Source organism: Polynucleobacter sp. MWH-Creno-3A4 (assembly GCF_018881885.1).
In the GTDB taxonomy this organism is placed as follows: Bacteria; Pseudomonadota; Gammaproteobacteria; order Burkholderiales; family Burkholderiaceae; genus Polynucleobacter.
In genome coordinates, this window is sequence record NZ_JACXSA010000002.1 from 24,137 (window position 1) to 50,238 (window position 26,102).

Annotated in this window: 27 protein-coding genes and 1 tRNA gene; 24 read left to right on the top strand and 4 right to left on the bottom strand. The window is 46.4% G+C overall.

Features of this window, described 5'->3' with window-relative positions; all coding sequences use genetic code 11:
* Nucleotides 1-7: 7 nt before the first annotated feature.
* From IEN92_RS07600 to IEN92_RS07610, 3 genes are read right to left on the bottom strand one after another with little or no spacing between them, the layout of a single operon-like run.
* Complete coding sequence (locus IEN92_RS07600; RefSeq protein WP_216162377.1) at nt 8-622, bottom strand: DUF3106 domain-containing protein; 615 nt, start codon at nt 620-622, stop codon at nt 8-10.
* A gap of 15 nt (nt 623-637) precedes the next feature.
* Nucleotides 638-1,099 (bottom strand): DUF3619 family protein, encoded by a 462-nt coding sequence (locus IEN92_RS07605; protein ID WP_216162380.1) that lies wholly within the window; start codon nt 1,097-1,099, stop codon nt 638-640.
* Nucleotides 1,096-1,665, bottom strand: a complete 570-nt coding sequence (locus IEN92_RS07610) for an RNA polymerase sigma factor (protein WP_215373268.1) — start codon at nt 1,663-1,665, stop codon at nt 1,096-1,098. Before IEN92_RS07610 ends, IEN92_RS07605 begins: the two co-directional genes overlap by 4 nt.
* 192 nt (nt 1,666-1,857) lie before the next feature.
* On the opposite strand from IEN92_RS07610, the gene IEN92_RS07615 reads away from it, so the two are divergent.
* The 6 genes from IEN92_RS07615 (at nt 1,858) to IEN92_RS07640 (ending at nt 8,569) form a co-directional block, all read left to right on the top strand.
* Nucleotides 1,858-3,645 (top strand): acetolactate synthase 3 catalytic subunit, encoded by a 1,788-nt coding sequence (locus IEN92_RS07615; protein ID WP_215373266.1) that lies wholly within the window; start codon nt 1,858-1,860, stop codon nt 3,643-3,645.
* Nucleotides 3,645-4,136: an acetolactate synthase small subunit gene (gene ilvN / locus IEN92_RS07620; RefSeq protein ID WP_011902903.1), complete on the top strand. Its 492-nt coding sequence runs from the start codon at nt 3,645-3,647 to the stop codon at nt 4,134-4,136. Before IEN92_RS07615 ends, ilvN begins: the two co-directional genes overlap by 1 nt.
* A 52-nt stretch (nt 4,137-4,188) precedes the next feature.
* Nucleotides 4,189-5,205, top strand: coding sequence for a ketol-acid reductoisomerase (gene ilvC / locus IEN92_RS07625; RefSeq protein ID WP_215373264.1), 1,017 nt, complete (start codon nt 4,189-4,191; stop codon nt 5,203-5,205).
* 55 nt (nt 5,206-5,260) lie between these two features.
* Entirely contained in the window at nt 5,261-5,908 is a 648-nt protein-coding gene (locus tag IEN92_RS07630) for a phosphatidylserine decarboxylase (protein WP_216162383.1), read from the top strand.
* Between the two features lie 26 nt (nt 5,909-5,934).
* Nucleotides 5,935-6,795, top strand: coding sequence for a CDP-diacylglycerol--serine O-phosphatidyltransferase (gene pssA, locus IEN92_RS07635; RefSeq protein ID WP_216162386.1), 861 nt, complete (start codon nt 5,935-5,937; stop codon nt 6,793-6,795).
* A 226-nt stretch (nt 6,796-7,021) separates the two neighbouring features.
* Nucleotides 7,022-8,569, top strand: a complete 1,548-nt coding sequence (locus IEN92_RS07640; protein ID WP_215376947.1) for a 2-isopropylmalate synthase — start codon at nt 7,022-7,024, stop codon at nt 8,567-8,569.
* 31 nt (nt 8,570-8,600) lie between these two features.
* Here IEN92_RS07640 and IEN92_RS07645 read toward each other — a convergent pair whose 3' ends face one another.
* The gene (locus IEN92_RS07645) at nt 8,601-9,203 is read right to left on the bottom strand and encodes a YSC84-related protein (protein WP_216863955.1); all 603 of its coding nucleotides are present in this window, start codon (nt 9,201-9,203) and stop codon (nt 8,601-8,603) included.
* 209 nt (nt 9,204-9,412) lie between these two features.
* Between IEN92_RS07645 and rpsO the strand changes: the two genes are divergently transcribed.
* The 18 genes from rpsO (at nt 9,413) to nuoL (ending at nt 26,083) form a co-directional block, all read left to right on the top strand.
* Nucleotides 9,413-9,682 carry a 30S ribosomal protein S15 gene (rpsO, locus tag IEN92_RS07650; protein ID WP_011902897.1) on the top strand — a complete coding sequence of 90 codons (270 nt, stop codon included), beginning with the start codon at nt 9,413-9,415 and terminating at the stop codon, nt 9,680-9,682.
* Nucleotides 9,683-9,950: 268 nt separating this feature from the next.
* Complete coding sequence (pnp, locus tag IEN92_RS07655; RefSeq protein ID WP_216162390.1) at nt 9,951-12,131, top strand: polyribonucleotide nucleotidyltransferase; 2,181 nt, start codon at nt 9,951-9,953, stop codon at nt 12,129-12,131.
* A gap of 33 nt (nt 12,132-12,164) precedes the next feature.
* On the top strand, nt 12,165-13,163 hold the full coding sequence (locus tag IEN92_RS07660) for an NAD(P)H-quinone oxidoreductase (protein WP_215373257.1): 999 nt from the start codon (nt 12,165-12,167) through the stop codon (nt 13,161-13,163).
* Between the two features lie 15 nt (nt 13,164-13,178).
* Nucleotides 13,179-13,937, top strand: a complete 759-nt coding sequence (gene tpiA, locus IEN92_RS07665; protein WP_215373256.1) for a triose-phosphate isomerase — start codon at nt 13,179-13,181, stop codon at nt 13,935-13,937.
* Nucleotides 13,938-13,959: 22 nt separating this feature from the next.
* A complete protein-coding gene (secG, locus tag IEN92_RS07670) occupies nt 13,960-14,304 on the top strand; it encodes a preprotein translocase subunit SecG (RefSeq protein ID WP_215373254.1) in 345 nt (114 codons plus the stop codon).
* Nucleotides 14,305-14,390: 86 nt separating this feature from the next.
* Nucleotides 14,391-14,475, top strand: a tRNA-Leu gene (locus IEN92_RS07675).
* A 109-nt stretch (nt 14,476-14,584) separates the two neighbouring features.
* Nucleotides 14,585-14,944, top strand: a complete 360-nt coding sequence (locus IEN92_RS07680) for an NADH-quinone oxidoreductase subunit A (RefSeq protein WP_216162392.1) — start codon at nt 14,585-14,587, stop codon at nt 14,942-14,944.
* Between the two features lie 5 nt (nt 14,945-14,949).
* Entirely contained in the window at nt 14,950-15,432 is a 483-nt protein-coding gene (locus IEN92_RS07685) for an NADH-quinone oxidoreductase subunit B family protein (protein WP_011902891.1), read from the top strand.
* A gap of 3 nt (nt 15,433-15,435) precedes the next feature.
* Nucleotides 15,436-16,035, top strand: coding sequence for an NADH-quinone oxidoreductase subunit C (locus tag IEN92_RS07690; protein ID WP_215373252.1), 600 nt, complete (start codon nt 15,436-15,438; stop codon nt 16,033-16,035).
* Between the two features lie 3 nt (nt 16,036-16,038).
* The gene (locus IEN92_RS07695; protein WP_216162395.1) at nt 16,039-17,292 is read left to right on the top strand and encodes an NADH-quinone oxidoreductase subunit D; all 1,254 of its coding nucleotides are present in this window, start codon (nt 16,039-16,041) and stop codon (nt 17,290-17,292) included.
* A gap of 23 nt (nt 17,293-17,315) precedes the next feature.
* Nucleotides 17,316-17,822, top strand: coding sequence for an NADH-quinone oxidoreductase subunit NuoE (gene nuoE, locus IEN92_RS07700; protein WP_216162398.1), 507 nt, complete (start codon nt 17,316-17,318; stop codon nt 17,820-17,822).
* On the top strand, nt 17,819-19,117 hold the full coding sequence (gene nuoF, locus IEN92_RS07705) for an NADH-quinone oxidoreductase subunit NuoF (RefSeq protein ID WP_216162400.1): 1,299 nt from the start codon (nt 17,819-17,821) through the stop codon (nt 19,115-19,117). The genes nuoE and nuoF overlap by 4 nt, the downstream gene beginning before the upstream one ends.
* Nucleotides 19,118-19,148: 31 nt before the next feature.
* Nucleotides 19,149-21,464, top strand: coding sequence for an NADH-quinone oxidoreductase subunit NuoG (nuoG, locus tag IEN92_RS07710; protein ID WP_216162403.1), 2,316 nt, complete (start codon nt 19,149-19,151; stop codon nt 21,462-21,464).
* Nucleotides 21,465-21,472: 8 nt separating this feature from the next.
* On the top strand, nt 21,473-22,546 hold the full coding sequence (gene nuoH / locus IEN92_RS07715) for an NADH-quinone oxidoreductase subunit NuoH (RefSeq protein ID WP_216162406.1): 1,074 nt from the start codon (nt 21,473-21,475) through the stop codon (nt 22,544-22,546).
* Between the two features lie 11 nt (nt 22,547-22,557).
* Entirely contained in the window at nt 22,558-23,049 is a 492-nt protein-coding gene (gene nuoI, locus IEN92_RS07720; protein ID WP_215373241.1) for an NADH-quinone oxidoreductase subunit NuoI, read from the top strand.
* Between the two features lie 21 nt (nt 23,050-23,070).
* Nucleotides 23,071-23,718, top strand: a complete 648-nt coding sequence (locus tag IEN92_RS07725) for an NADH-quinone oxidoreductase subunit J (RefSeq protein WP_215376942.1) — start codon at nt 23,071-23,073, stop codon at nt 23,716-23,718.
* A complete protein-coding gene (nuoK, locus tag IEN92_RS07730) occupies nt 23,715-24,023 on the top strand; it encodes an NADH-quinone oxidoreductase subunit NuoK (RefSeq protein ID WP_215373240.1) in 309 nt (102 codons plus the stop codon). The genes IEN92_RS07725 and nuoK overlap by 4 nt, the downstream gene beginning before the upstream one ends.
* 2 nt (nt 24,024-24,025) lie before the next feature.
* Nucleotides 24,026-26,083 (top strand): NADH-quinone oxidoreductase subunit L, encoded by a 2,058-nt coding sequence (gene nuoL / locus IEN92_RS07735; protein ID WP_215373239.1) that lies wholly within the window; start codon nt 24,026-24,028, stop codon nt 26,081-26,083.
* Nucleotides 26,084-26,102 lie beyond the last annotated feature (19 nt).

Consider the following 26,102-nt stretch of genomic DNA (forward strand, 5'->3'; position numbering starts at 1 on the left):
AGCAGGCTTAGTAAGCCGAGCCGGTATCAGAGGCTGGTGGAGCTCCCTCAGTCGTCATGCTTCTAGGTTTAGGAGCAGGCGGGGGAGGGGTTGTCTGTGGATTGATGGCATGCTGCTGTAATGTCGGAGCATTGACCGCCTTCGGTTTTTTCTTAGCTTCAACTCCAGCTAATTTTTTCTTTTGCTCGTCACTGAGTTTTTGATAGGCGCTCCATGCCTCTGCTTTTTTCTCAGCTGGGAACTTGAGGCTACTGAGGTAATTTTCACGTGCAATCCGACGCTCTTTTTGCGATAGGTTAGACCAACTAGCCATGCGTGACTGCAAGCGTTGTTGATCTTGTTCGCTCATCTTTGGGTAGATGTTGGCTACTTGAGTCCACTTTTTGCGACTGTCGGGCAACATATAGTCCCAGTCGTCTTTGAGCGGATTCAGAATCTGTTGTTGTGCTGGCTTGAGACTTTCCCAAGTACCGTCAGGTGTTTTCTCTGGAATAGCGGTAGATTTACCATGAGCAGCACTCCCAGCAGTTTGGGCCATCGCAGGGGTAATGCCGCAGCAAAAGACCGCAATGACTAGCGCGCTAGAGAGGCTAGCGAATAGAGACTTCAAATGAAGTGGCATTGATGAAATAACTAATTATTTGCTGGATAGGGAATCTGTAGCGCTGTCGTCAGCATCAGATAGTGGACCGTGTTTTAAAAAGGCCATAAAACCACTATCAGCATAAGCATCTGGAGGGACATCATCAGACAGCAAGGCTGCGTCGACTTCAGCAATGTCATTAATACGAGAGTTATCTTGCCACTGAGCAATGCCAATGAGTCCGAAGACCAAAACAGCGAGGGGCGCTACCCAACTCATTGCATCCCAAAGACCGCTGGACTGTGAACCCCAATTGCCAGTAGCTCCAGCCAAGATTCTGGTTTGAACGCGCACCTTTTCTGCTTTTCTGACGGAAAGGGCTTTCATGCGAGCAGCATGGAGGCGTTCTTTGATGCCAGTAGGCAGGCTTTGGGCGCCATGGCTAAGCAGGGCGGCACTAGCCCGACCAAATTGGTCAGCCTGGATCTCAGTAAGTTGCTCTTCAAAGTGTTTCACAGCGTAATTCCTTTTAATTTCAATGCTTTAGCTAAGGTTTGTGTTGCTCTAGAACAATGCGTTTTGACACTACCTTCGCTACAACTCATTGCTTTGGCAGTCTCAGAAATACTTAGCTCATCCCAATAACGCATTAGGAAGGCTTCTCGTTGACGTACAGGTAATTTAGCTATTTCTGACTCCAAAGCCTGTAAAAGCTGACTTTGCTCCATTTTTTGGGAGCCGTCTTGGTGAATTTCACTGTCATCTGGGGCTGAAAGTGACTCTAGGGGGTCAAAATCCTCGTTTTCATCGGTTTTCTTACCCATATTGGAAAACAGGGTGACCCAAGTATTTCTGACCTTTTGGCGTCGAAAATAGTCGTGAATCCGATTTTGTAAGATTCGAGTGAAAACTAGTGGAAGTTCAGCAGCAGGGCGATCACCATATTTTTCGGCTAACTTGATCATGGCATCTTGAACAATATCTAGCGCGGCATCGTCGTCACGCACGGCATATACCGCTTGCTTGAAAGCCCGCTGTTCAACACTGCTCAGAAAATCAGATAGTTCTTGGGCTGATGCCATGCAATGGATTAGACCTGAATCAGTAAGAATTGGGCTATTTTAGGGGATTGCTATAGAATACAGGGCTTACTACCTAGATTCTCATTTACGAAGTGGTTTTTCCGGTAGCAGCGCCGTTCGAACTCGGGCCACAAGCAAGAGACAGAACAGACCAAACAATTTTTTGCCGAAAATTGCAAAGGACGAAAGAAAATGAATACAAGCAGCGCAGAATTTTTAGCTACTAAAGCTAATAAAGACTCAGCAAATACAAATCCCGTAGCAGCGCCCCCAGAAATGATTGGCGCTGAAATGCTTGTGCATGCATTGCACAAGGAAGGTGTTGAATACGTTTGGGGTTACCCAGGTGGTTCAGTGCTCTTCATCTACGATGAAATTTTCAAACAAGATAAGTTCGAACATATTCTGGTTCGTCATGAACAAGCAGCAATTCATGCGGCGGATGGTTATGCACGTGCAACTGGTAAGGTTGGCGTTGCATTAGTGACCTCAGGTCCGGGTGTAACCAATGCAGTTACCGGAATTGCGACTGCTTACACTGATTCAATCCCGATGGTGATCATCAGCGGTAACGTACCAACCTATGCAATTGGGGAAGATGCCTTCCAAGAGGCAGATACCGTTGGTATTACTCGCCCAGTGGTAAAGCACAACTTCCTCGTGAAGGATGTTAGAGATTTGCCACTCGTTTTGAAGAAGGCATTTCACATTGCACAAACTGGCCGTCCCGGCCCTGTCCTGATCGATATCCCCAAGGATGTCTCAGCAGCCAAGGCGCCCTTTGTATATCCAGAAACTTTGGAGATGCGCTCTTACAACCCAGTAGTGAAGGGCCATAGCGGGCAAATTCGTAAGGCTGTTGCTTTGTTACAAGAAGCCGAGCGCCCATATATTTATGCTGGTGGTGGCGTGATCTTGGCAGATGCAGCACCTGAGTTGAAAGAGTTCGCTGATCTCTTAGGCTATCCAGTAACCAATACCTTGATGGGTTTAGGTGGATTCCCAGGATCAAGCCCACAATTTTTGGGTATGCTTGGTATGCACGGTACCTACGAAGCCAATATGACAATGCAACATAGTGATGTGTTGATTGCGATTGGTGCGCGTTTTGACGACCGCGTGATTGGCAATACCGAGCACTTTGCAAGCCATCCCCGCAAAATCATTCACATCGATATTGATCCTTCTGTTATCTCCAAGCGCGTGAAGGTTGATGTTCCGATTGTTGGCAATCTCAAAGAAGTATTGCAAGAGATGACTGCGCAATTAAAAGCAGCTGGTCCACGCAAGAATGGCGACAAGCTTGCTGCTTGGTGGGATCAGATTAATGAATGGCGCAAGAAAGACTGCCTCAAATACGACGAAGCTTCGCAAATTGTGAAACCACAGTATGTGGTCCAGAAATTGTGGGAGCTCACCGGTGGCGATGCTTTCATTACCTCTGACGTAGGCCAACACCAAATGTGGGCTGCGCAGTTCTATAAGTTCGATAAGCCTCGTCGTTGGATTAATTCTGGTGGTTTAGGCACCATGGGCGTTGGTTTGCCATATGCTATGGGCATTAAGAAAGCCTTCCCCGATCAGGATGTCTTCGCGATTACTGGTGAAGGCTCCATCCAGATGTGTATTCAGGAGTTGTCTACCTGTAAGCAATACAACACGCCTGTGAAGATCGTGTCTTTGAACAACCGTTATCTCGGTATGGTTCGTCAATGGCAAGAGCTCACCTATAACAAGCGTTATTCCAGCTCTTACATGGATTCTTTGCCTGACTTTGTGAAGTTGGCGGAGGCCTATGGTCACGTTGGTATGCGCATTGAGAAAAAGTCTGATGTTGAGGGTGCACTCAAAGAAGCAATTCGCTTAAAAGATCGTACGGTATTTATGGATTTCCAGACCGACCCAGAAGAAAACGTTTGGCCAATGGTTCAAGCAGGTAAGGGCATTACAGAAATGCTCTTGGGTAGCGAGGATCTCTAATGCGACACATTATTTCTGTATTGATTGAGAACGAACCCGGTGCTTTGTCACGGGTGGTCGGGCTGTTTTCTGCTCGTGGCTACAACATTGACACCTTAAGCGTTGCGCCTACTGAAGATCCATCGCTTTCACGGATGACCATTGTGACTTTTGGCTCCGATGATGTGATTGAGCAAATCACCAAGCACTTAAATCGCCTCGTTGAGGTGGTGAAGGTATTTGATTTAAGTGAAGGACCGCATATTGAGCGTGAACTCATGATGATTAAGGTGCGTGCCGTAGGTAAAGAGCGCGAAGAACTCAAGCGCACAACCGATATTTTCCGTGGCCGCATTATTGATGTCACTGATAAAAGCTACACCATCGAGCTCACTGGGGATGGCGCTAAATTGGATGCATTTATTGATTCGATTGATCGTGCATCGATTCTGGAGACCGTGCGTTCTGGCGGTTCTGGTATCGGGCGCGGTGAACGTATCTTGAAGGTTTAATTTTTTAACTGATTTATAAAGCAACACAACATTTTCAACACAAGGAAAGAGCATGAAAGTTTTTTACGATAAAGACGCTGATTTGTCCCTCATTAAGGGCAAGAAAGTCACCATCATTGGTTATGGTTCACAAGGACACGCACACGCATTGAACCTCAAAGACTCCGGCGTTAACGTTACCGTTGGTTTACGTAAAGACGGTGCCTCTTGGAGCAAAGCAGCGAATGCAGGTTTGGCTGTTAAAGAAGTTGCTGAAGCCGTAAAAGATGCTGACATCGTGATGATGTTGTTGCCAGACGAGCAAATCGCTGAGGTTTACAACAAAGAAGTGCATGGCAATATTAAGCAAGGCGCTGCCTTGGCTTTTGCCCACGGCTTCAATGTTCACTATGGTCAAGTTCAGCCACGTGCGGATTTGGATGTAATCATGATTGCTCCGAAAGCGCCAGGTCACACTGTACGTGGCACTTACGCTCAAGGCGGCGGTGTTCCACACCTCATCGCTGTTTACCAGGATAAATCTGGCTCTGCCCGTGACTTAGCTTTGTCCTACGCTACTGCCAATGGCGGCGGTCGTGCCGGCATTATCGAAACCAACTTCCGTGAAGAAACTGAAACCGACTTGTTTGGTGAGCAGGCTGTTCTTTGTGGTGGTGCCGTAGAGTTGATCAAAGCAGGTTTTGAGACTTTGGTTGAAGCAGGTTATGCACCAGAGATGGCATATTTTGAGTGCTTGCATGAGCTCAAGTTGATCGTTGACTTGATCTACGAGGGCGGTATTGCCAATATGAACTACTCAATCTCAAACAATGCAGAGTATGGTGAGTACGTTACTGGCCCACGCGTTGTGACTGAAGATACGAAGAACGCAATGCGTCAGTGCTTAAAAGACATTCAGACTGGTGAATATGCAAAGAGCTTCATCCTAGAAAATAAGGCAGGTGCTCCTACATTGATTTCTCGTCGTCGTTTGAATGCTGAGCATGACATCGAAGTTGTTGGCGCAAAATTGCGTGCCATGATGCCTTGGATTGCAAAGAATAAATTGGTTGATCAAACCAAGAACTAAGCCGATCACTCCGCATTCCAATGAAAGTAGTAAACCAAAAAGGCTCAGAACAAAGATGATGTATCCGCACCCCATTATTGCGAAAGAAGGTTGGCCGTATTTGGCACTAGTGGGGGCCCTGACTTTGCTAGTCCATTTTTTGGGCGGTATTGCTTGGTCTTGGCCGCTCTGGATCATCTTCTTTTTTGTTCTACAGTTCTTTCGCGATCCTCAGCGTATTCCTGCGCTGGGTCGTGATCTCGTGTTGTCTCCAGCAGATGGTCGCATTGTCGTAGTTGAAAAAGCGCATGATCCTTATGCTGAACGTGAAGCACTCAAAATCAGTGTGTTTATGAATGTCTTCAACGTGCACTCTAACCGCAGTGCCATCAATGGCCTTGTGAAAGAGATTCAATATTTTCCAGGCAAGTTTGTGAATGCCGATTTGGATAAAGCCTCTACTGAAAATGAGCGCAATGCTGTAGTGATCGATGCTAACGGCCAGATCGTCACCTTAGTTCAAGTTGCAGGTTTAATTGCCCGTCGCATCTTGTGCTACATCCATGTGGGCGATCGTCTTAAAGCCGGAGAGCGCTATGGCTTCATTCGCTTTGGTTCACGGGTTGATGTTTACTTGCCTCTTACTGCTGACCCTCTCGTTACTGTGGGTGATAAAGTATTTGCTACAAACACGGCTTTGGCGCGTCTGCCAGGCTTAGATTGATTTGTATTGATTAACCGGGATACGCTTTGAGTACATTTCGTCGTCGTGGCCGTATAGATCGCAGTCGCCTCTCACACAAACGCATTTTGAAGTCTGAGGGTGATTGGGTAGACGCTTTAGGTGATGGTGTTGATTACGAAGTAGAAGAGGTGCACGATAAGCCTCGTCCACGTGGCAAAGGCATTTACTTGCTGCCTAATGCGTTTACGACTGCAGCACTTTTTAGTGGTTTTTTTGCCATCGTTAACGCGATGAATGATCAGTTTCAGGTGGCGGCAATTGCAATCTTTGCGTCTCTAGTATTGGATGGTATGGATGGCCGTGTAGCACGCTTGACCAATACCCAAAGTGCATTTGGTGAGCAATATGACTCATTGGCGGATATGGTGTCCTTTGGAGTGGCACCAGCACTCGTTGCATATGAGTGGGCTCTCAAAGATTTAGGTAAGTGGGGTTGGTTGGCTGCTTTTACCTATTGCGCAGGCGCAGCACTCAGGCTTGCCCGCTTCAATGTAAATACGGGTGTTGTTGATAAAAAGTTTTTTCAGGGCTTACCTAGTCCAGCCGCAGGCGCATTGATGGCCGGATTCATATGGTTGGCTGACGATAACAAGATTCCCGTCCGAGATACAGCAATTCCTTGGGTTACCTTTTTCATAGCCGTCTACGCTGGCTTGACCATGGTCTCCAATGCCCGTTTCTATAGCGGCAAAGCATTGGATGTGCGCTATCGCGTACCGTTTGGCGTCATGGTTTTAATGATCCTCACTTTTGTTTTGATCTCCTCAAACCCGCCGTTGACCCTTTTTGGTCTATTTGTGGTGTATTCCATCTCCGGCTATGTGATTTGGGGCTGGGAACGACTCAGCGGTAAGCGTTTTAGCTAATTTTGGAATTTTCGGGTATATTAATTCCATGTTGATGCACTTTTCCTTAACCAGCCTTCTTCTACTAGCACTAAGCCTAAAGCTTGGGGCGGGTAAGGCCTGAGTTGATGAAATCTAGATAATTCATTAACCACCACATACCAGCCCCAGCAATTTGCTGGGGTTTTTTGTTTTTAGATTCAAGTTGAATATTAGTAAAGACTGTAGTTAGAACCGGAGAGTAATGATGAGCGATAAAGTAATCATTTTTGATACCACCTTGCGTGATGGCGAGCAGTCCCCTGGCGCCTCAATGACCAAAGACGAGAAGGTTCGCATTGCGCGCCAATTAGAGCGCCTTAAGGTTGATGTCATCGAAGCCGGCTTTGCGGCAAGCTCTGAAGGTGATTTTCAGGCAATCTCTGCTGTGGCTGCTGCAGTGAAGGATTCGATTGTGTGTTCTTTGGCCAGAGCAAATGAAAAAGATATTACGCGTGCCTCTGATGCCTTAAAGGCAGCTAAGTCAAAACGGATTCATGCTTTCTTGGCAACCAGCCCTTTGCATATGGCTGTCAAATTGCGCATGTCTCCAGAGGATGTTTTGGAACAAGCTAAGCGCTCTATTCGGTTTGCCAGAAATTTGGCGGAAGATATTGAGTTCTCTGCAGAAGATGGCTATCGCTCGGAGATGGATTTTTTATGCAGAGTAGTCGAAGCTGTCATCAAGGAGGGTGCCACTACGATCAATATTCCGGACACTGTGGGCTATGCAACGCCCGAGTTGTATGGTGAGTTCATAAAAACCTTGCGGACTAGCGTGCCAAATTCTGATAAAGCCATTTGGTCGGTTCATTGTCATAATGATTTAGGTATGGCTGTTGCAAATTCTTTGGCCGGCGTGAAGATTGGCGGGGCTCGTCAAATCGAGTGCACCATTAACGGTTTAGGTGAAAGAGCTGGTAACACTGCCTTGGAAGAGATTGTGATGTCCTTGCGTACCCGTAAGGATTATTTTGATATGGTCTGCGGAATTGACGCTACGCAGATAGTTCCAGCATCCAAATTGGTTTCTCAAATAACCGGCTTTGTGGTGCAACCTAATAAGGCTGTTGTTGGTGCTAATGCCTTTGCCCATGCTTCCGGCATCCATCAAGATGGTATTTTGAAGAACCGCGAAACCTATGAAATTATGCGCGCTGAAGATGTAGGTTGGTCTACAAACAAAATCGTCTTGGGTAAATTGTCTGGGCGTAATGCTTTCAAGCAACGTTTACATGAGTTGGGTATTACGGTTGAGGCAGAGGCGGAGTTAAATGAAGCATTTGCAAGATTCAAGGCCTTGGCAGATCAAAAAGCAGAAATCTTTGATGAAGACATCATCGCCATCATGTCTGATTCTGCAGCGGCAGAAGAGGGTGAGCATTACCACTTCATTTCTTTGAGTCAGCACTCAGAAACAGGTGAGCGTCCAAAGTCACGGGTCACTTTCCGGATGGGCAATACAGAAGTCAGCTCAGAAGCAGAAGGTAATGGCCCAGTAGACGCAAGCTTGAATGCTATTGAAGAGATCGCCAAAAGTGGGGCAGAGCAGTTGCTCTATTCCGTAAACGCGATTACCTCTGGTACGCAGTCCCAAGGTGAAGTGACAGTGCGTTTAGCAAAAGGAGGCCGCATTGTGAATGGCGTTGGCACAGATCCTGACATCATTGCTGCATCGGCTAAGGCCTATTTATCAGCCTTAAATAAATTGCATGATCCTAGTCAAGCCAAGCTCAATGCACAGATGACGCCATAAGCTATCGCGGCTATTCGCGTCATCTGAGTGCTTACTTATTTAGTTCGGAATCTTTGTAGTATTTAGTGCCCTTGCCAGTGATCTCAGCAGCAAGGCCTGCATCAGTGAGCTGATACATCAAGACACCAGGCGCTACGCTAACAGCGTCTTGAAAGGCATCACCATTTTTATCGTATTTAGCTGCAGCGGTGACCTGTCCACCAAAAGTCCAGCCAGAGTCAACAAAGTCATTGAGCGCAGCTTCGGTTTGGAAGATAAAAATATTTTGGAATGACTTAATTCCCAAGCCAAGTCCCGCTTGAACCTCAGCCATATCCATGAATACCGGCTTTTTAGTACGTTGATTAATCACTACTCCAGTCCCAGTGCCGCCACCTGCAATCAAAATCTTCATACCAAAGTTACTAAAGGTGGCATATCCAGGTGACTGGTCAATTAGCTCTTTTACTTTTGGCCTCATCTTGTAGAGATGTTGCAGAATTTCGTCATTCTTTTTGAGGAGGTCTTGCCTTTGTTGGGCAACCGTTTTGTCTGAGCTAAAAGGGTTTGAGAATTGGGCATATGTGGCTTGATTTAAGCCTAAACCCAATATAACCAAGGCGAGGAAAGTACGCAGAATTGGATAGATTTTCATAAGATATTGATTTATATGGATATTTTATTTATTTGACTACAATGGATTGCTAGAGCATACCAATATTTCAAAGTAGGCTCTTAGTTTGTAGTCCTCATCTGCTACAATTCGAGGGCTTTGATTTATAAAGCTTTTTTGTTTTATTTTTGTTAATCGCACGACACAAATTGGGTGAAAGCTCATGTGTTCGCAAGTTGGGAGTATTAAAAATGGCAGTTGCTGATATTAAAACGGCGGAAATCGTCAAAGACAACGCGCGCAGCGCAAACGATACGGGTAGCCCTGAAGTTCAAGTTTCATTGCTTACAGCCCGCATCAATGAATTAACCCCCCATTTCAAGGCTAACGCTAAAGATCATCACAGCCGTCGTGGCTTGTTGAAGATGGTTTCACGTCGCCGTCGCCTCTTGGATTACCTCAAGGGCAAAGATTTGGATCGCTATCGCGCATTGATTGAGAAATTAGGTCTCCGTAAGTAATTCTTATCGGTATGCAATGCCATCTATCTTAGGGTTGTTTCTTCGCAGAATCAGTCTTAAGCAGATGGCATGTTTTTTTGGGCGCTTGTAGATTATTTGTGTAGGGGATCGTGTCATTCCAATGAGTTTCTGAGCATTGATCAGAGTCTCCCTGGAATGGCATCCCTTGTAATCTTTAAACGCTCCAGTGTTGTCGTGACACTGCGTTATCCCACGACAAGCGCAATCCTCATGTGAGTCTTGTGTGAACAATTTGGAGAAGATCAGAATGACAATGTTTAAAAAAGCAGTGAAGAGTTTTCAATGGGGCAATCATCAAGTAACAATGGAAACTGGTGAGATTGCTCGCCAATCTGGTGGCGCTGTGATCGTTAATGTGGATGACACAGTGGTAATGGGCACCGTAGTTGCCTCTAAGTCAGCAAAGCCTGGCCAATCCTTTTTCCCACTAACAGTGGATTATTTAGAAAAGACATACGCAGCAGGCAAGATCCCTGGTGGTTTCTTCCGCCGTGAAGGTCGTCCATCTGAAGGTGAGACATTGATCTCCCGTTTGATCGATCGTCCATTACGTCCTTTGTTCCCAGAGGGCTTCTTGAATGAAGTGCAGGTTGTAGTGCATGTGTTGTCTATTAACCCAGACGTCCCAGCTGATATTCCAGCATTGATTGCTGCTTCTGCAGCCTTGGCTGTTTCTGGCATTCCTTTTGCTGGTCCAGTTGGCGCAGCGCGCGTTGGTTATGCAAATGGTCAATACCTTTTGAACCCAACCCGTACAGAACAAACTACTAGCGAGCTCGATTTGATTGTTGCTGGCACACAAGCTGCTGTATTGATGGTGGAATCTGAAGCCAATCAACTTTCTGAAGAAGTCATGTTGGGTGCAGTTGTGTATGGTCACGACCAAATGCAAACAGCGATTAATGCGATTAATGATCTAGTACGTGAAGCTGGTAAACCTGAATGGGACTGGCAAGCTGCTCCTAAAGATGAGCCATTCATTGCTAAGGTAACTGCTTTGGCTGAAGCGCCATTGCGTGAGGCATATCAGATTCGTCAAAAGGGCGCTCGTTCAGACAAGCTCAAAGAAATTTCTAAAGAAGTTTTGGCTAAATTATCTGAAGAAGGTGAAGTAGACGCTGTTGCTGTTAGCGACATCATGTTTGAAATCGAAGCGAAGATTGTGCGTAGCCAGATTTTGAATGGTGAGCCACGGATTGATGGCCGCGATACACGCACTGTTCGTCCAATCGAAATTCGTAACGGCGTATTGCCACGTACCCACGGCTCAGCATTGTTTACCCGTGGTGAAACTCAAGCATTGGTAGTTGCGACCTTGGGTACTGCCCGTGATGAGCAAATCATCGATGCGCTCGAAGGTGAGTACCGCGATCGTTTCATGTTCCACTACAACATGCCTCCGTTTGCTACCGGTGAAACTGGCCGCGTAGGTAGTCCTAAGCGTCGTGAAATTGGTCATGGTCGTTTGGCTAAACGTGCATTGATTCCAGTTCTGCCAAGCCCAGAAGATTTTGCATACAGCATCCGTGTTGTTTCAGAAATCACTGAGTCGAACGGATCTTCTTCAATGGCTTCTGTTTGTGGTGGCTGTTTAGCCATGATGGATGCTGGTGTTCCAGTAAAAGCGCACGTTGCAGGTGTAGCAATGGGCTTGATCCTTGACGGCAATCGTTTTGCTGTGTTGACTGATATCTTGGGTGACGAAGATCACCTGGGTGATATGGACTTCAAAGTAGCGGGTACTGCGAATGGTATTACTGCACTTCAGATGGACATTAAGGTTCAAGGTATTACTAAAGAAATTATGCAAGTGGCCTTGGCACAAGCTAAAGAAGGTCGTTTGCACATCTTGAGCAAAATGCAAGAAGCAATGGGTTCAGTTCGCACCGAATTGTCTGCTCATGCTCCACGCATGGTGTCATTCAAGATTCACCCTGATAAGATTCGTGAAGTGATTGGTAAAGGCGGCGCAACTATCCAAGCCTTGACTAAAGAAACGGGTTGCAGCATCGATATCAAAGATGACGGTACTGTAACCATTGCATCTACCAGTGCTGAAGGTATGGCAGAAGCCAAGGCCCGCATCGAAGGCATTACTGCAGAAGCTGAAGTTGGCAAAATCTACGAAGGTCCAGTAGTGAAGTTGCTCGAATTCGGTGCTTTGGTAAACATTCTTCCTGGCAAAGATGGTCTCTTGCACATCTCTGAAATCTCTAATGAGCGCGTAAAAGAAGTGAAAGACTATTTGGCAGAAGGCCAAGTGGTTCGTGTGAAGTTGTTGGCTGCTGATGAGCGCGGTCGTTTGCGCTTGTCTCTCAAAGCTGCGATGGCAGATGAGGGTGGCACAATTGCTCCTTTAGCTGGTGCATCTGATGCAAATGCAGAGACAGTTGCTGAAGTTGCTCCTGCTACAGACGAAACAGCTTAAGCATTGATCCTCTAGTACAAGCGAGAAGCTCTTATGCGCGTAATGGAAATCAAAGAATTTGGCGCACCAGAAATGCTGGTGTCAGCCACTCGTCCAGATCCAGTAGCTCCTGCTGCAGGAACTGGCGAGGTTCTCATTAAGGTGATTGCAGCTGGCATTAACCGCCCAGATGTATTGCAGCGTAAAGGCCATTACCCAGTGCCTGCAGGTGCATCTGATATCCCAGGATTGGAAGTGGCTGGTGAGATCGTTGGTGGTGATCTATCGCATGCTGATAATCTTTTTGGTCTCAAAATTGGCGATAAGGTATGTGCCTTGGTGCAAGGTGGCGGCTATGCAGAATTGTGTACAGCCCCCATTGCTCAGTGCTTGCCTTATCCAAAAGGTTTTACAGATCAAGAGGCCGCATCATTACCTGAAACTTTTTATACCGTTTGGAGCAATGTCTTCATGCGTGGTGAATTGTCTGAGGGTGAAACCTTACTGGTTCAGGGTGGATCTAGCGGTATTGGTGTTACAGCCATTTTGATTGCTAAGGCTTTAGGTCATAAAGTATTTGTAACAGCAGGTACCGATGAAAAGTGCGCTGCTTGCCTTGAATTAGGCGCTGATTTAGCAATTAACTACAAGACTCAAGACTTTGTAGAAGAAATTAAAAAAGCAACTGATGGTAAAGGCGTCAACGTCGTGCTCGATATGGTGACTGGTGCCTATGTACAGCGTGAGATTGATTGCTTGGCAGATGATGGCCGTATTGTGATCATTGCGATCATGGGTGGTTCAAAAGCGGAAGTGAATACGGGGCAAATTTTGCGTCGTCGTTTAACTATCACTGGCTCGACCTTGCGCCCACGTCCAGTTTCATTCAAGAAGCAAATCACGCAACAGTTGCATGCACGTATTTGGCCATTGCTAGATGCTGGCAAATTAAAGCCAGTGATTTACAAAACTTTTACGCTTGATCAGGCGGCAGATGCCCATCGTTTGATGGAGTCCTCTGAGCATGTAGGCAAGATTATTCTCACTGTCTAGAAGATTCTCATCATCATGCGCCCACTGATCGTCATCGGCAACTGGAAAATGAATGGCAATCTTGCTAGTAATGAAGATTGGATCAAGACCGTTGCCCGCGGAATGGAAAGTGGCATGCCTTCTGGACGCAAGTTTGCGGTTTGTCCACCGTTTCCCTATTTAGCGCAATGTGCTAGCTTGATTAAGGAATGTTCTTTAGCGTTTCTGAGCCTTGGCGCACAGGATGCGTCTGCTCATATCTCTGGCGCTTATACCGGTGAAGTGGCAGCCTCGATGCTGAAACAGATGGGTTGCACTTATGTCATTGTTGGCCATTCAGAGCGCCGTCAGATGCAGCATGAAGTAGATGAATTGATTGCCGCCAAAGCATTGCAAGTCTTAGATAGTGGAATGACCCCAGTGATTTGTGTGGGTGAAACTGCTGATGAACGCAATTCAGGCAGGGAGATTGAAGTTGTTTGTGGGCAGGTAGCAAAGCAATTGAGCGTATTGCAAGACCGATTGGCTGATTGCTTAATTGCCTATGAGCCTGTTTGGGCAATTGGCACTGGTAAGGTTGCCAGCGCTCAAGTGGCACAAGATATGCATCGGGCAATTCGCCTGCAATTGGCTGAGTTTGATGAGGATGTTGCTTCTCACGTTGGAATTTTGTACGGCGGCAGTGTTAAGCCTGATAATGCCGTTGAATTGTTTGCAATGCCGGATATTGATGGTGGACTAGTTGGGGGCGCTTCATTGGACCCCAAGGAATTTTTGGCCATTTGCCAGGCATAGATTTTTAATTTGGAGATGAATTGTGGAATGGCTTAAGACTTTATTGATCGTGTTGCAGATAATTTCAGCATTGGCTGTGATTCTGCTAGTGCTGTTGCAGCAAGGTAAGGGCGCAGATATGGGTGCGGCTTTTGGTTCTGGCGCTTCAGGCAGCTTATTTGGCGCTAGTGGTTCTGCTAACTTTTTATCCCACGCTACCGCGATTTTTGCAGGCATCTTCTTTGTTTGCACTTTGGGAATTACTTGGCTTGGCAACAAAAAGGAAGTCAGTCCTGGCGTCCTCTCTGGGACCGTAGCTCCAGTGGTAGCCCCAGCTGCTCCAGCCGCTCCAGTGCAGGACCCAACAAAACCTGCAGTTCCTAAGTAAAAAAGTCGGTTTTTACGGATTTTGATGTCCGAAAAACGGCGTAGTTTAGTGGTGCAATGCAGTAGAATTGACAGGTTTTGCAAGATGCCGACGTGGTGAAATTGGTAGACACGCTATCTTGAGGGGGTAGTGGCTTAGGCTGTGCGAGTTCGAGTCTCGCCGTCGGCACCAAAAATACGAATTTGTAGGGAGTTTTTGCTATAAATCAATGTTGTAGGTAGTGGAATAATTAATAATTTGCTGTTTTGACGATTTACCAGAAAAACAACTCAGGACCATTTTGAATCTCGCTTATTACTTTCCTGTTCTGCTGTTTATCCTCGTAGGTATTGGGGTGGGATTAGTCCCCATGTTCCTCGGAAAAATTCTGGCTCCTTCGAAGCCTGATGCTGAAAAACTATCTCCCTATGAGTGCGGTTTTGAAGCGTTCGAAGATGCGCGTATGAAGTTCGATGTGCGCTACTACTTAATTGCCATTTTGTTCATTCTGTTTGACCTAGAAACCGCATTCCTATTTCCCTGGGGTGTGGCTCTGCGTGATATCGGTTGGTTTGGCTACGCCTCCATGGTGATCTTCCTCTTGGAATTCATTGTGGGATTTGTGTATATCTGGAAAAAGGGCGCTCTCGACTGGGAGTGATAGATATGGCATTAGAAGGCGTTCTCAAAGAAGGATTTGTTACTACTACTGCAGACCAGTTAATCAACTGGACTCGCAATGGTTCTTTATGGCCAATGACTTTTGGTCTGGCTTGCTGTGCGGTGGAGATGATGCATGCGGGTGCCTCCCGTTATGACTTAGACCGCTTTGGCGTCGTTTTCCGTCCATCCCCACGTCAATCCGACTTAATGATTGTGGCCGGCACTTTATGTAACAAGATGGCTCCAGCGCTCCGTAAGGTTTATGACCAGATGCCTGAGCCACGCTGGGTAATCTCTATGGGCTCCTGTGCCAATGGCGGTGGTTATTACCATAACTCTTATTCAGTTGTGCGCGGTTGCGATCGCATCGTGCCAGTCGATATTTATGTTCCTGGTTGCCCTCCAACTGCTGAGGCCTTGATCTATGGAATTATTCAGTTGCAATCTAAGATCGCACGCACCAGCACGATTGCAAGGAAGGCCTAAAACATGTCTGAACGTTTAAATCAATTGGCTGCCAACCTTGAAAAGGTTCTCGGTCAGCGCGCCATTTCGATTGAGATTGCTTTGGGTGAAGTCACTGTAGTTGTGAAGGCAGATACCTATTTTGAATCTGCCATGTTGCTGCGTGATGATCCTGCTCTTGCGTTCGAACAATTAATTGATTTGTGTGGCGTGGATTACCAAGACTTCCGTGATGGTGCTTGGAGTGGCCAGCGTTTTGGTGTTGTGAGCCATTTGCTGTCCTTGCAGCACAACTGGCGTTTGCGCGTTAGAGTATTTGCGCCAGACGATAGCTATCCATTAGTTGCATCTATTACTCCGGTTTGGAGCTCGGCAAACTGGTTTGAACGTGAAGCATTTGATCTGTATGGCATCTTGTTTGAGGGTCATGATGATTTGCGTCGTATCTTGACTGACTATGGCTTTATTGGTCATCCATTCCGAAAAGATTTCCCTATCAGCGGTAATGTAGAAATGCGTTATGACCCAGAGCTTAAACGCGTTGTCTATCAGCCGGTCACGATTGAAGCCCGCGAGATTACCCCTCGTATCGTGCGCGAAGAGCAGTACGGAGGTCCGGTTTAAGTCATGGCACAAATTAAGAACTACACCCTCAATTTCGGTCCTCAACATCCTGCGGCTCATGGAGTATTGCGTTTAGTGCTCGAGCTTGATGGTGAGGTTATTCAGCGTGCTGATCCCCACATTGGTTTATTGCATCGTGCAACAGAGAAATTGGCTGAAACCCGTACCTGGATTCAGAACGTGCCTTATATGGATCGTCTTGATTACGTCTCGATGATGTCCAATGAGCACGCTTATGTTTTGGCAATCGAAAAATTATTGCAAGTCGATGTGCCATTGCGTGCTCAATATATTCGTGTGATGTATGACGAGCTCACGCGCTTATTGAATCACTTGTTATGGATTGGCTGTCACGGTCTTGACGTTGGTGCAATGGCAGTGTTCTTGTACGCCTTCCGTGATCGTGAAGATATCTTTGATATGTACGAAGCTGTATCTGGCGCGCGCATGCATGCTGCTTACTATCGCCCGGGCGGTGTTTATCGTGACTTGCCAGATCAAATGGCTCAATACGGTAAGTCTAAAGTTCGTAGCGCATCAGCCGTGAAGCGTCTGAACGAAAACCGCAGCGGTTCTTTGCTAGATTTCATTGAGCAGTTTGCCAATGGCTTTGACGCTAACGTTGATGAGTATTGCAACCTGCTAACAGATAATCGTATTTGGAAGCAGCGTTTAGTCAATATCGGTATCGTGACTCCTGAGCGTGCATTGCAACTCGGTTTTACTGGCCCCATGTTGCGTGGCTCTGGCATCGAGTGGGATTTGCGTAAGAAGCAGCCATACGAAGTGTATGACCGTCTCGATTTTGATATTCCAGTGGGCGTCAACGGCGATTCCTATGATCGTTATTTGGTGCGCATGGAAGAAATGCGTCAATCCAATCGCATCATCAAACAATGTATTGCTTGGTTAAAAGCAAACCCAGGTCCAGTGATGAGCGATAACCACAAGGTTTCACCACCGAAGCGTGTGGATATGAAAACCAATATGGAAGAATTGATTCACCACTTCAAATTGTTTACTGAAGGTATTCACGTTCCAGATGGCGAGGCTTACTCCGCAGTTGAACATCCAAAAGGTGAGTTTGGTATCTATTTGATTTCTGATGGCGCTAACAAGCCATACCGTATGAAGATTCGTGCGCCAGGATTTGTTCATCTTTCTGCCATGGATGAAATGTCACGTGGCCACATGTTGGCTGATGCCGTCACCATTATTGGTACCCAAGATATTGTGTTCGGGGAGATTGACCGCTAATTCAGCGTGCCAAGGATTATTTAATGACAAGTACTCTTCAACTATCCGATAAAACGCTGGCAGATATTGCTCGTAACGTCGCGAAATATCCCCCAGAGCAAAAGCAGTCTGCTGTGATGGCTTCCTTGATCGCTGCTCAAACTGAAGTAGGTTGGGTCTCGCCTGAAGTGATTGAGACTGTTGCTCAAATCTTAGATATGCCAACAATTGCAGTAGAAGAGGTTGCTACTTTCTACAATATGTACAACACCAAGCCGATTGGTAAGTACAAGCTGGTGATTTGTACAAACTTGCCTTGCCAGTTAACTCATGGTGAAACTGCGGCTAGCTATCTAAAAGATACTTTAGGTATTGGCTTTAATGAAACCACACCTTGTGGCACATTTACCTTGAAAGAGGGTGAGTGCATGGGCGCCTGTGGCGATTCACCAGTAATGCTCGTCAATGACAAGCGGATGTGTAGCTTCATGAGCAAAGAAAAGATTGATGCTCTATTAAATGAGCTCCGTGCAGAAGGGAAAGCAGCATGACCAGCTTGCACGACCGTCACATTAAACCACTGATCCTGGCTGGATTGAATGGCAACAACTGGCGTTTAAAAGATTACGAAAGTCGCGGCGGCTATCAACAGCTTCGTCGACTCATCAATGACAAGGTAGCCCCTGATGCCATCATCGCGGAATTAAAAGCTTCATCACTGCGTGGTCGTGGGGGTGCAGGCTTCCCAACAGGGTTGAAGTGGAGCTTTATGCCACGCCAATTTCCAGGTCAAAAGTATCTCGTGTGTAATAGCGATGAAGGTGAGCCAGGCACTTTTAAAGACCGCGACATCATGCGTTACAACCCGCATGCTTTGATTGAAGGCATGATCATTGGTGCGTACACCATGGGAATTACCGTTGGCTATAACTACATCCATGGCGAAATCTGGGAAGTGTATTCACGCTTTGAAGAAGCCCTGGAAGAAGCGCGCGCTGCTGGTTACTTGGGCGACAAAATATTAGGTAGCGATTTCTCCTTCCAATTGCATGCCTCTCCAGGATGGGGTGCTTACATTTGTGGTGAAGAAACTGCCTTGCTGGAATCTTTAGAAGGTAAAAAAGGCCAACCACGCTTCAAGCCACCATTCCCAGCAAGCTTCGGTTTGTATGGCAAACCAACAACAATTAATAACACCGAAACCTTTGCGGCTGTGCCATTCATTTTGGCTATTGGTGGTCAGGCCTACTTAGATCTTGGTAAGCCTAACAATGGTGGTACGAAGATTTTCTCTGTATCAGGTGATGTTGTTCATCCTGGTAATTATGAGATTCCATTAGGTACGCCATTTGCTGAGCTCTTGAAGCTCGCAGGGGGTATGCGTGATGGCAAAGCATTGAAAGCGGTTATTCCTGGTGGATCGTCAGCCCCAGTAGTTCCTGGTGCGCAGATGATGGACCTGACGATGGATTACGACAGCATTGCTAAAGCAGGATCCATGTTGGGATCGGGCGCAGTGATTGTGATGAATGACACTCGTTGTATGGTTCGTGCCTTAGAGCGCCTATCGTATTTCTATCACGAAGAATCTTGTGGCCAGTGCACCCCATGCCGAGAAGGTACCGGCTGGTTATGGCGCATTGTTCACCGTATTGAACACGGTCAAGGACGTCCTGAGGATTTGGATCTGCTCAACGACGTCGCTGCAAACATTCAGGGTCGCACGATTTGTGCTTTAGGTGATGCAGCTGCAATGCCAGTACGTGGCATGTTGAAGCATTACATGGATGAATTTGCGTATCACGTAGAACATAAGCGCTGCTTAGATTCTGCACAACCTTTATAAGTTATTGAGCACGGGACATCTTAAAGTGAGCATGGTAGAAATCGAATTAGATGGTAAGACGGTAGAAGTTCCGCAAGGTTCGATGGTGATGCACGCCGCGAACAAACTCGGTACTTACGTCCCCCATTTCTGCTACCACAAGAAATTATCGATTGCTGCTAATTGCCGTATGTGTCTGGTCGAGGTTGAAAAAGCACCAAAACCATTGCCGGCTTGTGCAACACCTGTGACACAAGGCATGAAGGTGTTCACCCATTCAGCTAAAGCGGTAGAAGCACAGCGCTCCGTAATGGAGTTTTTGCTGATTAACCATCCATTGGATTGCCCAATTTGCGATCAAGGTGGAGAGTGCCAGTTACAAGACTTAGCAGTGGGTTACGGAAAATCAAACTCACGCTATGACGAAGAGAAGCGTGTGGTGTTTCATAAGAATGTGGGTCCATTGATCTCCATGCAGGAGATGACCCGCTGTATTCATTGCACCCGTTGTGTGCGATTTGGCCAAGAAGTAGCTGGTGTGATGGAACTGGGCATGATCAATCGTGGCGAGCATTCAGAAATCACAACCTTTGTTGGGCAAACGGTAGATTCCGAGCTTTCTGGAAACATGATTGATATCTGTCCTGTTGGTGCATTGACCAGCAAACCATTCCGCTATGGTGCTCGTACTTGGGAGTTGGCACGCAAACGTTCAGTTAGCCCACACGATAGTTTGGGTGCAAACACAACTGTTCAAACGAAGGCCAACAAAGTGATGCGTGTGGTTGCCTTGGAAAATGAAGCCGTTAATGAATGCTGGATTAGCGATCGTGATCGCTTCTCTTATGAAGGTTTAAATAGCGCTGATCGTGTAACAACGCCAATGGTGAAGCAGGGTGGCAAGTGGTTAGAGACTGACTGGCAGTCAGCCCTTGATTATGTTGCACATTCACTAAAGACAATCGCTGCAGAAAGTGGGCCGGAGTCTATTGGTGCTTTAGCCCATCCAATTTCTAGCACTGAAGAATTGCACCTTTTGCAAAAAATGATACGTGGCTTAGGTTCCAAGCAAATTGAAACCCGTTTACGTCAAACTGATATTCAGTCGGCATCAAGCGCTCCGTGGCTAGGTATGCCAATTGCTAAAGTCAGTGAACTTGATCGTGCTTTGATCATTGGCAGCTTTTTACGTAAAGATCAACCCGTTCTGGCTGCAAGAATTCGTAGCGCAGCGAAACGTGGTTTACAGCTCATGCGTATTGATGCGGGTGGTGATGATTGGCTCATTCCAGCAAATAGTATTGCTACTGCACCAAGCGCATGGCTCAATACATTAAGTGTAGTAGCCTTAGCGGTAGCGAAAGCGAAGTCTGTTTCCGCTCCAGCAGGCACTCCGAATATCCCGGTCTCAGCTCAAGCGCAAAAGATTGCAGATAGTTTGCTTGCGGGCTCAAGCAAGGCTGTATTCATTGGATCAGCTGCAATTGCCCATCCACAGGCATCAGACTTGCATGTCTTGGCTCAATATATTGCAGAGCAGACTGGTGCTACTTTAGGATTCTTGCCTGTTGGTGGAAATGCAGTTGGCGCCTCACTGGTCAATGCAAATGGTGCTGGTGTCCAATCCGTTCTCTCTGGTGATCGCAAGGCGGTATTACTCATGAATATTGAGCCTGATACGGATTTGCCTAACCCTACGCAAGCACGTTCAGCCCTAGCAAAAGCCAATACGGTGATCGCATTGAGCGCTTATCAGAGTGCCGATCTGCTTGAGGTAGCTGACGTTATTCTGCCAATTACACCGTTTACAGAAACTGTTTCTACTTTCGTTAACGCAGAGGGCAGAGCTCAGACTGTTCAGCCTTCAGTCAAGCCTTTGGGTGACTCTCGTCCAGCATGGAAAGTTTTACGTGTTCTTGGTGGTTTATTAAATCTAGATAGCTTCTTGTTTAACTTGCCCGAAGAAGTTTTAGGTGAAGCGCTTCCTGAAAATTATTGCACTCGCTTAAGTAATCAAGCGATAAATCCTTCCGTTACCAATAGCAATGCATTGGCTTTGAATGGTCTGGAGCGCTTAGCTGATGTGAATATTTATGCTGGCGATCAAATTGTGCGTCGCTCGCCAGCATTACAGCTGACTCGTGATGCAAAGCGTGGCAACCAAGTCGGTTTGAATCCAGGATTATTTGCAGAGCTTGGCTTAAAAGAAGGTGACGCGGTTCGTGTGACTCAAGAAGGTCAGTCTGTTGATCTGCCAGCGATATTAGAAGTTAATCTTGCTTCAGGCGCCGTCAGAATTTCTGCCGGCACTATAGCGAGTGCGAAATTGGGATCGATGTTTGGTCCAGTAACTGTGAGCAAGGCGTAAGGGGCGAGATGGATAATTTCTTGAACCTCATCACCACTCAAGGCGCGGCGATTTTTGGGCCGTTCTGGCCATTAGTTTGGGCACTAGTGAGAATCGTGATTATTGTCTTGCCAATGTTTGGCTGTGTTGCTTACTTAACCCTTTGGGAAAGAAAGCTGATCGGCTGGATGCATATCCGCCTTGGACCAAACCGGGTAGGTCCTTTGGGCCTATTGCAGCCAATTGCGGATGCCTTAAAACTCTTGATGAAAGAAATCATTTCGCCAACTCAGGCTAGCAAGGTTCTCTATTTCATTGCGCCGATTATGGTGATCATGCCGGCATTTGCTGCCTGGGCTGTGATTCCTTTCCAAGCCAAGATGGTCCTTGCTGATGTCAATGCGGGTCTTCTATACATCATGGCAATTTCGTCGATTGGTGTCTACGGTGTCATATTAGCGGGCTGGTCCTCCAACTCAAAATATCCATTTCTGGGTGCAATGCGCGCATCTGCTCAAATGATCTCTTATGAAATCGCGATGGGCTTTGCTTTGGTATGTGTATTGCTGACATCCGGCTCTCTGAATTTAAGTAGCATTGTTAGCTCTCAAGAGCAGGGATACTTTGCTAGCATTGGACTGAACTTCCTCTCATGGAACTGGCTGCCATTATTGCCAATGTTCCTGATTTACTTTATCTCTGGCGTAGCTGAAACCAACCGTCATCCATTTGACGTAGTAGAGGGTGAATCTGAGATTGTTGCTGGACACATGGTTGAGTATTCAGGCATGTCTTTTGCGATGTTCTTCTTAGCTGAATACGCCAACATGATTCTGATTGCGGCAGTTGCTTCGATCATGTTCTTAGGTGGTTGGTTACCAATTGTTGATTTACCGATTTTGCGCGATATTCCTGGATTCTTCTGGTTATTTGGCAAAACCTTTTTCCTCCTATCTTGCGTTATTTGGTTGCGGGCGACATTGCCACGTTATCGCTATGACCAAATTATGCGTTTGGGCTGGAAGATTTTTATCCCCATTTCAGTATTTTGGGTGGTGGTTGTCGGTGCATGGGTTGTATCGCCATGGAATATCTGGAAATAAGGTGATCAATCATGTTTAAGAAAATTTCCCAATTCCTCGATAGTTTGATGCTCAAAGACATCTTGACTGGTATGTCCATTACTGGTCGTTATCTCTTTAAGCCAAAAATTACGATTCAATATCCAGAAGAGAAGACACCTTTATCCAGTCGCTTTCGCGGTCTGCATGCATTACGCCGCTATGAAAATGGTGAAGAGCGTTGCATTGGCTGCAAACTCTGTGAAGCAGTATGTCCTGCTTATGCCATCACCATTGAAACGGCAGAGCGTGATGATGGTACTCGTCGTACCACCCGTTATGACATCGACCTAACCAAATGTATTTTCTGCGGGTTCTGTGAAGAGGCCTGCCCAGTTGACGCTATTGTCGAAACCAATATTTTTGAATACTTTGGCGACAAACGTGGTGACTTGTATTTCACCAAAGACATGCTTTTAGCTGTTGGCGACAAGTACGAAAAAGATATTGCCGCTAACCGTGCAGCAGATGCACCTTATCGCTAAGCGGATAGAGCAAAGATGACTATGACATTCGATCCATCCTTATTATTTTCTGTTTTCTTCTACGGATTTGCGGGTTTGCTCGTCATTTCGGCAGTTCGTGTGATCACAGCTCGCAATCCAGTGCACGCAGCCTTGTTCTTAGTCCTGTCATTCTTCTGCGCTTCTGGCTTGTGGATGTTGCTTAAGGCCGAGTTCTTGAGTTTGGCGCTCATTCTGGTTTATGTTGGTGCCGTGATGGTGCTCTTCTTGTTTGTGGTGATGATGTTAGATCTCGATATCGAACATTTACGCCGTGATTTCAAAAAGTTTTTACCAGTTGCCTTCCTAATGGGCGCAGTGATTGTGCTGGAGTTGTCGATTGTGATCATTCGCAGCTTCATCGGTACAAATGTGCCGGTTCAGGCGATGCCTGAAGAGATCGCCGCTAACAATACGCTCGCTTTGGGTAGATTAATTTTTGTGGATTATGTTTATGCCTTTGAGGTTGCTGGTGTGATCCTCTTGGTAGCCATTATTGCGGCAGTAGCACTAACATTACGCAATCGCAAAGACTCTAAAACGCAAAATATTCATGAGCAGGTCAATGTCGTTGCTGCTGATCGTATGCGCATTGTCAAAATGGGTTCGGATATGGCTGCGAAACAAGATGCTAGAGGAGAAAAGAAATGAATATCACTCTAGCTCACTATTTGGTGCTTGGTGCAATCCTATTTGCTATCAGCGTCGTTGGTATTTTCTTAAACCGTAAAAATGTCATCGTCTTGCTGATGGCAATTGAGTTGATGCTCCTTGCGGTAAACATGAATTTTGTTGCCTTCTCTCATTACTTAGGAGATATGGCGGGTCAAGTATTCGTATTTTTCATTCTGACTGTGGCAGCTGCTGAAGCAGCTATTGGTTTGGCAATCTTGGTTGTGCTGTTCCGTAAGCTCGACACCATTGATGCTGACAATCTTGACCACCTAAAAGGCTAGTCATGCAATTGACCTTAAATATTCCTGTTCTTTGCGCAATTCCGCTGGCGCCACTCATTGGCTCGATAATCGCTGGTTTTTTTGGTACCAAATTAGGCGGTAACCGCATTGGTCATGGCGCCTGTCAATTCGTCACCATCTTAGGTGTGACTATTGCATTTGCACTGTCCTGCAATGTGTTGTCCCAGGTAATGGATGGTTTTTACTTCAATGGCACCGTTTATCGTTGGATGCAATTGGGTGAGCTCAATTTAGACATTGGTTTCTTAATTGATCCATTAACAGCCACCATGATGTGCGTAGTGACTTTTGTGTCGCTCATGGTCCACATTTATACGATTGGCTACATGCATGGTGAAGAGGGCTATAACCGCTTTTTCTCCTATATCTCTTTATTTACCTTTGCGATGTTAATGCTTGTGATGAGTAATAACTTGCTCCAACTCTTCTTTGGTTGGGAAGCAGTGGGCGTTGTGTCCTATCTCTTGATTGGTTTCTATTTTGAGCGCCAGTCTGCTGTCTTTGCCAATATGAAAGCATTCTTAGTCAATCGCGTTGGTGACTTTGGCTTCATTCTTGGTATTGGCTTATTGCTAGCAAGCACCGGCTCAATGCAATACGACGTTATTTTTTCTCAAAATACCGCTTTGGCAGCGCAAACATTACCAGGCACTAGCTGGAATTTAATCACTGTAATTTGTATTTGCTTATTCATCGGCGCGATGGGTAAATCAGCTCAGTTTCCATTGCATGTTTGGTTGCCAGACTCAATGGAAGGTCCAACCCCGATTTCCGCATTGATTCACGCAGCCACCATGGTTACTGCTGGTATCTTCATGGTGTCACGGATGTCACCATTATTTGAGCTCTCTGATGTGGCCTTGAGCTTTATCTTGGTGATTGGCTCGATTACAGCGCTTTTCATGGGCTTCTTGGGCATTGTCCAAAATGACATCAAGCGCGTTGTTGCATATTCCACCTTGTCTCAGTTGGGTTACATGACGATCGCTCTAGGTGTGTCAGCGTATCCAGTTGCTATTTTCCACCTGATGACCCATGCGTTCTTCAAGGCGTTGTTATTCCTTGCTGCTGGTAGCGTGATTTTAGGGATGCACCATGAGCAAGATATGCGCAAAATGGGTGGCCTGTGGAAGTACATGCCAATTACCTGTCTCATGATGCTGCTAGGTAATCTCGCTTTGATCGGTACACCATTCTTCTCTGGTTTCTATTCCAAAGACTCCATCATTGAAGCAGTTGCTGCTAGCCATATTCCAGGATCTGGTTTTGCCTATTTCGCAGTAATGGCGAGCGTCTTTGTTACGGCACTCTATTCATTCCGTTTGTACTTCTGGGTCTTCCACGGTAAAGCGCGCTGGGGTCACGCTGATGCGCATGCACATGACCATCATGAGCATGCAGAGCAGGGTGATGATCACGCACATCATGGTTTGGCACCCGGCGAGAAACCCCATGAGTCACCCTTGGTAGTGACCTTGCCATTAATCCTCTTAGCTATCCCATCCGTCATTATTGGCTTTTATACGATTACGCCGTTGTTATTCGGGACGTATTTTGGTGACTCAATCTTTATTGATCTTGCACGTCATCCAGTCATGAAAGAACTCGAAGAAGAGTTCCATGGTCCGATTGCCATGGCAATCCATGCCTTTACTTCCCCGGTTCTGCTCCTCGTAGTCCTTGGCGTATTGACTGCAGCCATCGGTTACCTATGGGCTCCTAAATTACCCGCCAAGGTAGCTGAAGCATTTGCACCAATTAAGAAGCTATTTGATAACAAATACTATCTTGATGATTTCAATCAAGCAGTATTTGCGAAAGGCCTCATTTGGATAGGCGGCATCTTATGGCACCGCGGTGACCAGAAGGTGATTGATGGTTTCTTTGTTAATGGCAGCGCACACACTGTAGGGCGTTTTGCCGGCGTCATCCGCCATTTGCAATCCGGTTATCTCTATCACTACGCCTTTGCAATGATTGCAGGCTTAGCAGTATTGCTAGCTTGGGTTTTGTATGCTTACCTGCCTTTTGTTCGCTAGGCCTTTGTTACTTAAGTAG

Bases quoted from the DNA above. Each gene is read 5' to 3' on its own strand.
- rpsO (WP_011902897.1), top strand. From the start codon at position 9,413: ATGGCAGTTGCTGATATTAAAACGGCGGAAATCGTCAAAGACAACGCG.
- nuoH (WP_216162406.1), top strand. From the start codon at position 21,473: ATGGATAATTTCTTGAACCTCATCACCACTCAAGGCGCGGCGATTTTT.
- nuoE (WP_216162398.1), top strand. From the start codon at position 17,316: ATGACAAGTACTCTTCAACTATCCGATAAAACGCTGGCAGATATTGCT.
- nuoK (WP_215373240.1), top strand. From the start codon at position 23,715: ATGAATATCACTCTAGCTCACTATTTGGTGCTTGGTGCAATCCTATTT.
- tpiA (WP_215373256.1), top strand. From the start codon at position 13,179: ATGCGCCCACTGATCGTCATCGGCAACTGGAAAATGAATGGCAATCTT.
- IEN92_RS07600 (WP_216162377.1), bottom strand. From the start codon at position 622: ATGCCACTTCATTTGAAGTCTCTATTCGCTAGCCTCTCTAGCGCGCTA.
- IEN92_RS07610 (WP_215373268.1), bottom strand. From the start codon at position 1,665: ATGGCATCAGCCCAAGAACTATCTGATTTTCTGAGCAGTGTTGAACAG.
- IEN92_RS07615 (WP_215373266.1), top strand. From the start codon at position 1,858: ATGAATACAAGCAGCGCAGAATTTTTAGCTACTAAAGCTAATAAAGAC.
- IEN92_RS07690 (WP_215373252.1), top strand. From the start codon at position 15,436: ATGTCTGAACGTTTAAATCAATTGGCTGCCAACCTTGAAAAGGTTCTC.
- IEN92_RS07630 (WP_216162383.1), top strand. From the start codon at position 5,261: ATGATGTATCCGCACCCCATTATTGCGAAAGAAGGTTGGCCGTATTTG.
- IEN92_RS07640 (WP_215376947.1), top strand. From the start codon at position 7,022: ATGAGCGATAAAGTAATCATTTTTGATACCACCTTGCGTGATGGCGAG.
- nuoG (WP_216162403.1), top strand. From the start codon at position 19,149: ATGGTAGAAATCGAATTAGATGGTAAGACGGTAGAAGTTCCGCAAGGT.
- pnp (WP_216162390.1), top strand. From the start codon at position 9,951: ATGACAATGTTTAAAAAAGCAGTGAAGAGTTTTCAATGGGGCAATCAT.
- nuoF (WP_216162400.1), top strand. From the start codon at position 17,819: ATGACCAGCTTGCACGACCGTCACATTAAACCACTGATCCTGGCTGGA.
- nuoL (WP_215373239.1), top strand. From the start codon at position 24,026: ATGCAATTGACCTTAAATATTCCTGTTCTTTGCGCAATTCCGCTGGCG.
- IEN92_RS07725 (WP_215376942.1), top strand. From the start codon at position 23,071: ATGACATTCGATCCATCCTTATTATTTTCTGTTTTCTTCTACGGATTT.
- ilvN (WP_011902903.1), top strand. From the start codon at position 3,645: ATGCGACACATTATTTCTGTATTGATTGAGAACGAACCCGGTGCTTTG.
- IEN92_RS07660 (WP_215373257.1), top strand. From the start codon at position 12,165: ATGCGCGTAATGGAAATCAAAGAATTTGGCGCACCAGAAATGCTGGTG.
- ilvC (WP_215373264.1), top strand. From the start codon at position 4,189: ATGAAAGTTTTTTACGATAAAGACGCTGATTTGTCCCTCATTAAGGGC.
- IEN92_RS07695 (WP_216162395.1), top strand. From the start codon at position 16,039: ATGGCACAAATTAAGAACTACACCCTCAATTTCGGTCCTCAACATCCT.
- IEN92_RS07645 (WP_216863955.1), bottom strand. From the start codon at position 9,203: ATGAAAATCTATCCAATTCTGCGTACTTTCCTCGCCTTGGTTATATTG.
- IEN92_RS07685 (WP_011902891.1), top strand. From the start codon at position 14,950: ATGGCATTAGAAGGCGTTCTCAAAGAAGGATTTGTTACTACTACTGCA.
- nuoI (WP_215373241.1), top strand. From the start codon at position 22,558: ATGTTTAAGAAAATTTCCCAATTCCTCGATAGTTTGATGCTCAAAGAC.